Genomic DNA, 9,007 nt, shown 5'->3' with positions numbered 1-9,007 from the left:
GGCGGCGCGGGCCGCGGTGGGGCGGGGGGCTCCGGGGCCGGCTCGCGCCGCGGCGGGGGCGGTGGCGGCGGCGTGGGCCGGGGGGCGGGCGGCGGCGGGGGAGCGGGGGAGGGCGGCGCGCACATCGAGGCCGAGGCGAAGCTGTCGCCGTCCCCCGCGAAGGCCGTCAGACAGCCGGGCCCGGCGCTCACGAGGACCGTGGCGGGGCCCGGTTCACCGTCGTCGGTGCCGGCGTGGGCGCGCGCCGTCATGGACGGCGGGGCCCCGGGCGGCTCGTCATCGGCCGCGGCCGTGGCGCCCGTCGTCGCCAGTACGGCCACGAAGGCCACGCATCCCGCCCGTCCCGCACGCCGCCATCCACTCACGACGGCGATCTTGGGGGCCCGCCTCCCGCTTCGCGCGCTGCTTCGTCCTGATTCCTCCGAAGAGGTGAAATCAGGACACGGTTGGGTTATCGGTCCCTCACGGTTCGGTGAAGTCCCCGTGCCGTCCCGCGCCCGCCACGAAGCGGGCCGCGCCCTCGCCGGCCCGGGGCAGGGAGGCGGCGCCGTGGGCGAGTTCGGCCGCCATGGCCCGCTCCTCGGTGAGGCCCTCCTGGTCCAGCAGCGAGGCGCGGTCGCCGCGCAGGCACTCCTGCGGGAAGCGGGCGATGCGGGCCGCGAGCTCCTCCGCCGCCGCGCGCGAACCGCCGGGCGGCACCAGGCGGTTGGCGAGCCCGATGTCGTACGCCTCCCGCGCCGGCACCGGGCGGCCGGTGAGGACCATGTCCATGGCGCGGCTCGTGCCGATCAGCCGGGGCAGGCGGACCGTGCCGCCGTCGATCAGCGGTACGCCCCAGCGGCGGCAGAAGACGCCGAAGACCGCGTCCTCCTCGGCCACCCGCAGATCGCACCAGAGGGCCAGTTCCAGGCCGCCCGCGACCGCGTAGCCGCTGACGGCCGCGACGACCGGCTTGGACAGGCGCATCCGGGTGGGCCCCATGGGGCCGTCGCCTGCGGAGACGATCCGGTTGGTGTCCACGGAGCCGAACGCCTTGAGGTCGAATCCGGCGCAGAACGTGCCGCCTTCGCCCCACAGCACAGCGACCCGTGCGCTCTCGTCCGCCTCGAACGCACGGAAGGCGTCGGCCAGCGCGGTGGCCGTGGGCCCGTCCACGGCGTTGCGGACCTCGGGGCGGGCGATGACGACGGTGGTGACGGGGCCGCACGTCTCGACACGGACGGTCATGAGGCCTCCTTCGGCACCGCGCGCTCCAGGACCGGCCCGAAGTCCGTGCCCGGCGGCAGGGTGCCGAACGCCTGCCCCCAGTCCCCGCCGAGCCGGGAGGCGCAGAAGGCGTCCGCGACGGCGGGGGTGCTGTGGCGCACCAGCAGGCTGCCCTGGAGGACGAGCGTGAGCTGCTCGGCGACGCGCCGGGCACCCTGCTGGGCGCGGTGGGGGTCGGCGAGCGAGCCGAGCAGGTCGCGCAGGCGCGCGGCGGCGGCGTCGAGCCGGCGGTCGGCCCCGGCGGCCAGGCCGACCTCCGCGAAGTAGGCCTCCAGCGCCGCCGGTTCCTTCTGCAGCGCCCGCAGCACGTCCAGCGCCGCGACATTGCCGGAGCCCTCCCAGATCGACAGCAGCGGCGCCTCCCGGTAGAGCCGGGGCATGCCGGACTCCTCGACGTAGCCGTTGCCGCCCAGGCACTCGAGGGCCTCGGCGGCGTGCGCGCTGCCGCGCTTGCAGACCCAGTACTTGCCGGCGGCCAGGCCCAGCCGCCGCAGGGCCGACTCCTGGGCGTCGCCGGCCTCGGAGCGGTCGAGGGCCGCCGCGAGCCGCATCGCCAGCACGGTGGCCGCCTCGGACTCGACGGCGAGGTCGGCCAGGACGTTGCGCATGAGCGGCTGGTCGATCAGCTCGGCGCCGAAGGCCCGGCGGTGGGCCGCGTGGTGCAGGGCCTGCCGCAGCCCGGCCCGCATGCCGGCCGCGGAGCCGATGACGCAGTCGAGCCGCGTCATGTTGACCATCTCGACGATCGTGCGCACCCCGCGCCCCGGCTCGCCCACCGGCCAGGCCACCGCCTGCTCGTACTCGATCTCCGCGGAGGCGTTGGAGCGGTTGCCGAGCTTGTCCTTCAGCCGCTGCAGCCGCATCGCGTTGCGGGTGCCGTCGGGCAGGACCCGCGGCATCAGGAAGCACGTGAGGCCCCGGTCGGTCTGCGCCAGCACCAGGAAGACGTCGCTCATCGGCGCGGACGTGAACCACTTGTGGCCGGTGATCACGTACGAACCGTCGCCCGCCGGCACGGCCGTGGTGGTGTTGGCCCGTACGTCCGAGCCGCCCTGCTTCTCCGTCATCGACATGCCCGCGATCAGGCCCCGCTTGCCGAGCGGCGGGCGCAGCCCGAAGTCGTAGGTCCGGGACGCGAGCAACGGCTCGTACGCGGCGGCCAGTTCGGGCTGCGCGCGCAGGGCGGGCACGGCGGCGTAGGTCATCGAGACCGGGCAGCCGTGGCCGGGCTCGGCCTGCGCCCAGGCGTAGAACTTCGCCGCACGCACCAGATGGCCGCCGGGGCGGGCCTCGGCCCACGGGGCGGCGTGCTGGCCGCTGCCGACGGCCTCGGCCATCAGGTGGTGCCAGGCGGAGTGGAAGTCGACCTCGTCCACCCGGTGGCCGTAGCGGTCGTGGGTGCGCAGTACCGGCGGGTACGCCTCGGCCAGCCGCGCCCACTCCTGCACCTCCTCCGACCCGGCCCGGGCGCCCAGGGCGCGGACCTCCTCCTCGCCCCAGCTGGCGCCGTCGCGCCGCAGGGCCTCCAGCAGGGCGGGGTCGTCGGCGGTGGAGAAGCCGGTCAGGGGCGGGGCCTGGTTGAACACTTCGTGCGTGGCGCTCACGGCGACCTCCGGCGTGCGGGGACTCGGCGGCATTACACTTTCATGATGCGTGATGCGAGGCTGTAATGGATAGGGTGTGGCCGGTCATGGACGAAACGCTTTCCCTGCGGCCGCTGACCGCACGCTCCGTCGTGCTGTCCACCCTCCTCGGCCACCACCCGCCCGCGCTCCCCGCCCGCGCCCTGGTCCGGGTGGGCGAGCTCTTCGGCACCGCCGAGGGGACCGTGCGCACCGCCCTCACCCGCATGGTGGCCGCCGGCGACCTCGAACAGCGCGACGGTGCGTACCGCCTCACCGACCGGCTCCTGGCCCGCCAGGCCCGGCAGGACGACAGCCGCGCCCCGCGCACCCGCCCCTGGGACGGCACCTGGGAGATCGCCGTGGTCTCCACCGAGCGCCGCACCGCCCCCGACCGGGCCGCCCTGCGCCAGGCCATGGCCGCCCTGCGCCTGGCGGAACTGCGCGAGGGCTGCTGGCTGCGCCCGGCCAACCTCGTCCGCACCGGCCAGCCGGCGGTGGTGGCCGAGCAGTGCACGCTGCTCACCGGCGCCCCGGAGAGCGACCCGCCGGCGCTGGCGGCCGCCCTGTGGGACCTGGCCGGCTGGGCCCGGCGGGCCCGGGCCCTGGAGGCGGCCCTCGCCGATAGCCCCGGGCCGCTCGCCGAGCGCTTCACGGTGTCGGCGGCGGTGCTGCGGCACCTGCTGGCGGACCCGGTCCTGCCGCCGCCCCTGCTGCCGGACGACTGGCCGGGCGAACGCCTGCGCGCCCGGTACGAGGCGTTCGACCGCGACTTCCGCGCACTGCTGCTGCGGCACATCGGGGCGCCGCCCGGCCCGTCCTGAATATGAGCACTCGGTGACAGTTCCACCGGCGGCACCGCCCCGATGCGCATTCGCTCATACGCACGACCGATACTGGTCCCCATGTCACGCGTGCTTCTGATCGAGGACGACCGGGCCGTACGGGAAGGTGTCACCCTCACCCTGCGCCGTCGCGGCCACGAGGTGGAGGCCGCGCCCAACGGCGGGGCCGGGCTGGCGGCCCTGGAGAGCTTCCGCCCCGACCTGGTGCTGCTCGACCTGATGCTGCCCGACATGAGCGGCTTCGAGGTCTGCCGCCGCATCCGCGCCACCCAGCAGATCCCGATCATCATGCTCACCGCGCGCGGCGACGACATCGACGTCGTCCTCGGCCTGGAGGCCGGCGCCGACGACTACATCGTCAAGCCCGCCCGCGGCGAGGTCCTCGAAGCCCGCATCCGCGCCGTCCTGCGCCGCGCCGCACCCGTCGACGGCGGGGCGGACCCCGTCGTGCCCCAGGCCGCCGCCGAGGTCCACGGCGACCTGGCCATCGACCGCGCCGGCCTGCTCGTCTCCAAGAACGGCCAGGACCTGGCGCTCGCCCCCTCCGAGATGAAGCTGCTGCTGTACCTGTCCGCCACCCCGGGCCGGGTCTTCAGCCGCCAGCAGCTCCTGGAACACGTCTGGGAGCACAGCTACCACGGCGACGCCCGCCTCGTCGACGCGTGCGTCATGCGGCTGCGCACCAAGGTCGAGGAGTCCACCCGCTCCCCGAAGTACATCCAGACCGTGCGCGGCTTCGGCTACCGCTTCGGCCCCCTGTGAACGAGCGAACGAGCGGTACCGCTGTGAAACGACCGGCGCTGCGTCGCCCCACCGTGCGGCGCCCCGCCCTGCGGACCCTCGCCCGCGGGCTGCGCGCCCGGCTCGTCGTGGCGTTCCTCCTGGTCTCCGCGCTGAGCGCGCTCACCACGGCCGCCCTCACCTTCCGCGAGGCGCGCACCGCGATCCTCAAGCGCACCCAGGACACGGCCGTCAACGCCCTGCGCTCCCAGGTCGACTCGCAGGTGCCCGACCTCCGCTTCCCGCCGCGCAACAGCGACCTGATGAAGTTCACCCAGGACCTCGGCCGGGCCGGCCAGGCCCAGCGCTGGATCGTGCACGCCCGCTACCAGAACGGGCCCATGGTGCCGAACAACCTCAAGGGCACCCTGGACACCCATCTGCCGTCCGGGGTGCGGGAGAAGGTCCGCAGCGGCATCGCCGCATTCCAGCGCGTCGACATCGACGGATCGCCCTGGCTCGTGATCGGCCTGCCCGTCGCCTACCGCGACGGCGGCGGCCAGATGTCCGGCCTGGAGGTCTACGCCCAGGTGCCGCTGCGCCAGGACGAGGCCAACGTCCGGGCGCTGGTCGAGGCGGCGCAGAGAGGCGCCCTGCCGGCCATCGCCCTGGCCGTCGTGCCCGCCCTGATCGCCGCGCGCGGAGTGCTGCGGCCCGTACGGGAGCTGCGCCGCGCCACCCAGCAGATCACCGAGGGCGAGCTGGACACCCGCCTGAAGGTCACCGGCCGCGACGAGCTGGCCGACCTCTCGCGCACCTTCAACGACATGGCCGCGGCCCTGGAGAAGAACGTCGCCGAGCTGCGCCGCATGGAGGCCAACTCCCGGCGCTTCGCCGCCGACGTCTCCCACGAGCTGCGGACCCCGCTGGCCGCGATGACCGCCGTCGTCGACGTCCTCGACGAGGACGCCGCCACCCTCGACCCCGACACCGCCTACGCGGTCCGGCTGATCAGCGAGGAGACCGGCAAGCTCGCCCGCATGGTCGAGGACCTGATGGAGATCTCCCGCTTCGACGCCGGCGCCGCCGCCCTGCACCTGGACGAGGTCGACGTCGCCGAGACCGTCCGCAAGACCCTCCAGGCCCGCGGCTGGCAGGAGAAGGTGACGGCCGACCTGCCCGAGGACGTACGGGCCCGGCTGGACCCGCGCCGCATCGACGTCGTCGTCGCCAACCTCGTCGGCAACGCGCTGCGCCACGGCGGGGAGCCGGTGAGCGTCGCCGTGCGGGTGGAGCGCCCCGGCGACCCGGAGGCCGAGGAGCGGCTGCTGATCGAGATCGCCGACCGGGGCGAGGGCATCGACCCCGAGGTGCTGCCGCACGTCTTCGAACGGTTCTTCAAGGCCGACGCCGCCCGGGTCCGCTCCGAGGGCAGCGGCCTCGGCCTCGCCATCACCGCGGAGAACGTACGCCTGCACGACGGCACCGTCCGGGCCGCGAACGGGCCCGAGGGGGGAGCGGTGTTCACCGTCGACCTCCCGCTGCGCCGGGGAGGCGAGGAGGCGTGAGAGCACGACGTGTGGTCGCCGCCGTGACCCTGGCCGGTGCGCTCGCCGGTGTCCTGGCCGGCTGCGGCATCGAGCCGAGCGGGGTCATCGAGGTGGGCCTGCCCGCCCAGGGCGCCAAGCGCCCGGGCGCCCCGGTGAAGGAGGCCCGGCTCTACTTCGGCTACCCCGGAGGGCTCCAGCCGGTGTCCCGCCCCGCCGAGCAGGAGGTGAGCGCGGAGGAGGCGGTGCCGCTGCTGCTGGCCGGGCCCAACGAGGCCGAGAAGATCCGCGGGCTCTACTCCGAGCTGCCCAGGCCGGCCGGACGGGTAGAGGTCTTCACCGGCCAGGGCTCGGTGACCATCCAGCTGCCGCTGGACGTCACCCGCCTCTCGGCGATCGCCCGCAGCCAGCTGGTGTGCACCGCCGCCCACAGCGCGGTGCCCGGCGACCTGCCGGCCGAGGAGGTCAAGGTGGTCCTCACCGGCGGTGGCAAGAAGCTGGCCGACCAGGTCTGCGACAACAAGTACATCGCCCCTTTGGTGGCCCCGAGCATGTCGCCGGCCCCCATGCCCTGACGGGTCCGGCGGCCGGCGGCCGGGCGTTCAGTCCGCGGCGCGGAAGGTGCGCAGCCGCAGGCTGTTGCCGACGACGAAGACCGAGGAGAAGGCCATCGCCGCACCGGCGATCATCGGGTTGAGCAGGCCGGCGGCGGCGAGCGGCAGCGCGGCCACGTTGTAGGCGAAGGCCCAGAACAGGTTGGACCTGATGGTGCCGAGGGTCCGGCGCGAGAGCCGGATCGCGTCCGCCGCCACCCGCAGGTCGCCCCGCACGAGCGTCAGGTCGCCCGCCTCGATGGCCGCGTCGGTGCCCGTGCCCATCGCCAGGCCCAGGTCGGCCTGGGCCAGGGCGGCCGCGTCGTTGACGCCGTCGCCGACCATCGCCACCGAACGGCCCTCGGCCTGCAGCCGCTTGACGACGTCCACCTTCTCCTGCGGCATGACCTCGGCGATCACCTCGTCGATGCCGACCTCGGCGGCCACCGCCCCGGCCACGGCCGTGTTGTCGCCGGTGAGCAGGATCGGCGTCAGGCCAAGCGCCCGCAGCCGGACGACCGCCTCGCGGCTGGTCTCCTTGACCGCGTCCGCGACCTCGAGGACGGCCCGCGCCTCGCCGTCCCAGGCCACGACGACGGCCGTGCGGCCCGCCGCCTCGGCGGCCGCCCGGGCCCGCTCCAGCTCCGCCGGCAGCGGCACGGCCTCCCCGGCGAGCAGCCGTGCCCGGCCCACCAGCACCGCGTGGCCCTCGACGACACCCCGCACGCCCAGGCCGGGCACGTTGACGAAGTCCTCCACCGCGGGCAGCCCACCGGTCCGCTCGACGGCTCCGGCCGCCACCGCCCGCGCGATCGGGTGCTCGGAGGCGCTCTCCAGGGCCCCCGCCAGGCGCAGCGCCTCCGCCTCGCCCGTGCCGTCGGCCGTGTGCGTGCGCAGCAGCGCCATCCGGCCGGTGGTGACGGTGCCGGTCTTGTCCAGGACGACCGTGTCGACCTTGCGGGTCGTCTCCAGCACCTCGGGGCCCTTGATGAGGATGCCGAGCTGCGCTCCCCGGCCCGTACCGACCATGAGGGCGGTCGGCGTGGCCAGGCCCAGCGCGCAGGGGCAGGCGATGATCAGTACGGCGACGGCGGCCGTGAACGCGGCGGTCAGGCCCGCCCCGATGGCCAGCCAGACACCGAGCGTGGCGAGTGCCAGGACGATGACGACGGGCACGAAGACCGCCGAGATCCGGTCGGCGAGCCGCTGGGCGGCGGCCTTGCCGTTCTGGGCGTCCTCCACCAGACGGGCCATGCGCGCCAGCTGGGTGTCCGCGCCCACCCGGGAGGCCTCGACGACGAGCCGGCCGCCGGCGTTGAGGGTGGCGCCGGTGACGGTGTCACCCACGCCCACCTCGACCGGCACGGACTCGCCGGTGAGCATGGACGCGTCCACGGCCGAGCTGCCCTCGACGACCGTGCCGTCGGTGGCGATCTTCTCTCCGGGCCGGACGGCGAAGCGGTCGCCGACGGCCAGCTCCTCGGTGCGGATCAGCACCTCGCGGCCGTCGCGCAGGACGGTCACCTCCTTGGCGCCCAGCTCCAGCAGCGCCTTGAGCGCGGCCCCGGCCCGGCGTTTGGAGCGGGCCTCGACATAGCGCCCGGCCAGGACGAAGGCCGTCACTCCGGCCGCCGCCTCGAGGTAGATGTTCCCCGCGCCGTCGCCGCGGGCGACGGTCGGCTCGAAGGCGTGGGTCATGCCCGGCATGCCCGCGTCGCCGAGGAACAGCGCCCACAGCGACCACAGGAACGCCGCCGACGTGCCCACCGAGACCAGGGTGTCCATCGTGGCCGCACCGTGCCGGGCGTTGGTGAACGCCGCCCGGTGGAACGGCCACGCCGCGTACGTGACGGCGGGCGCGGTCAGCGTCAGGGACAGCCACTGCCAGTAGTCGAACTGCCAGGCGGGGACCATCGCCAGCACGACCACCGGGACGGCGAGCACCGTCGCGGTGATCAGCTGCTCCCGCAGCGTGCGCAGCTCCCCGTCCTCCTCGGCGGTGGCTCCGGGCTCCCCTTCGGTGCGTACGGGCGCGGGGGGCGCGGCGGTGTAGCCGGTGGCCTCGACCGTGGCTATGAGCTCGGCCACCGCCAGGTCCTCGCGATAGGTGACCTCGGCCTTCTCGGTGGCGTAGTTGACCGTGGCCTCGACGCCGTCCATGCGGTTGAGCTTCTTCTCCACGCGGGCGGCGCACGAGGCGCAGGTCATGCCGCCGATGACGAGCTCGACCCGGGCGGTGCCGGTCGTGGTGCCGGTGGTCGTAAGGGCCATGGTGTTCGCTGCTCCTCGCCGGGCGACGGGGCCGGGGGCCGCACCCCCGCCTCATACCCCTAGGGGGTATCACAATCTCATTTATACCCCCGGGGTGTATCCGTGGCAAGGCACCCCTGGAGACGCCGGAAGGTGGCCGCGCC

Annotated in this window: 7 protein-coding genes and 1 pseudogene; 4 read left to right on the top strand and 4 right to left on the bottom strand. The window is 74.9% G+C overall.

Going from position 1 to position 9,007, the window contains the following annotated elements:
• From AB0G59_RS25190 to AB0G59_RS25180, 3 genes and pseudogenes are all read right to left on the bottom strand, one after another.
• Positions 1-365 (bottom strand): annotated as a pseudogene (locus tag AB0G59_RS25190) (hypothetical protein); the annotation flags it as partial.
• Between the two features lie 97 nt (positions 366-462).
• Positions 463-1,227 (bottom strand): crotonase/enoyl-CoA hydratase family protein, encoded by a 765-nt coding sequence (locus AB0G59_RS25185; protein WP_360915747.1) that lies wholly within the window; start codon positions 1,225-1,227, stop codon positions 463-465.
• Positions 1,224-2,870, bottom strand: coding sequence for an acyl-CoA dehydrogenase family protein (locus tag AB0G59_RS25180; protein WP_360915744.1), 1,647 nt, complete (start codon positions 2,868-2,870; stop codon positions 1,224-1,226). The genes AB0G59_RS25185 and AB0G59_RS25180 overlap by 4 nt, the downstream gene beginning before the upstream one ends.
• An 86-nt stretch (positions 2,871-2,956) precedes the next feature.
• On the opposite strand from AB0G59_RS25180, the gene AB0G59_RS25175 reads away from it, so the two are divergent.
• From AB0G59_RS25175 to AB0G59_RS25160, 4 genes are all read left to right on the top strand, one after another.
• Positions 2,957-3,712 (top strand): PaaX family transcriptional regulator C-terminal domain-containing protein, encoded by a 756-nt coding sequence (locus tag AB0G59_RS25175; protein ID WP_360915741.1) that lies wholly within the window; start codon positions 2,957-2,959, stop codon positions 3,710-3,712.
• An 81-nt stretch (positions 3,713-3,793) separates the two neighbouring features.
• The gene (locus tag AB0G59_RS25170; protein WP_360915738.1) at positions 3,794-4,495 is read left to right on the top strand and encodes a response regulator transcription factor; all 702 of its coding nucleotides are present in this window, start codon (positions 3,794-3,796) and stop codon (positions 4,493-4,495) included.
• Positions 4,496-4,518: 23 nt separating this feature from the next.
• The gene (locus AB0G59_RS25165) at positions 4,519-6,021 is read left to right on the top strand and encodes an ATP-binding protein (protein ID WP_360915735.1); all 1,503 of its coding nucleotides are present in this window, start codon (positions 4,519-4,521) and stop codon (positions 6,019-6,021) included.
• Positions 6,018-6,575 carry a hypothetical protein gene (locus AB0G59_RS25160; RefSeq protein ID WP_360915732.1) on the top strand — a complete coding sequence of 186 codons (558 nt, stop codon included), beginning with the start codon at positions 6,018-6,020 and terminating at the stop codon, positions 6,573-6,575. The genes AB0G59_RS25165 and AB0G59_RS25160 overlap by 4 nt, the downstream gene beginning before the upstream one ends.
• Before the next feature lie 27 nt (positions 6,576-6,602).
• On the opposite strand, the gene AB0G59_RS25155 is transcribed toward AB0G59_RS25160, so the two are convergent.
• Complete coding sequence (locus AB0G59_RS25155; RefSeq protein ID WP_360915729.1) at positions 6,603-8,864, bottom strand: heavy metal translocating P-type ATPase; 2,262 nt, start codon at positions 8,862-8,864, stop codon at positions 6,603-6,605.
• Positions 8,865-9,007 lie beyond the last annotated feature (143 nt).

Source organism: Streptomyces sp. NPDC021096, from assembly GCF_040641275.1.
Lineage (GTDB): Bacteria > Actinomycetota > Actinomycetes > Streptomycetales > Streptomycetaceae > Streptomyces.
The sequence above is the reverse complement of the archived record's forward strand: the minus strand, read 5'-3'. Positions and strand labels throughout refer to the sequence as shown.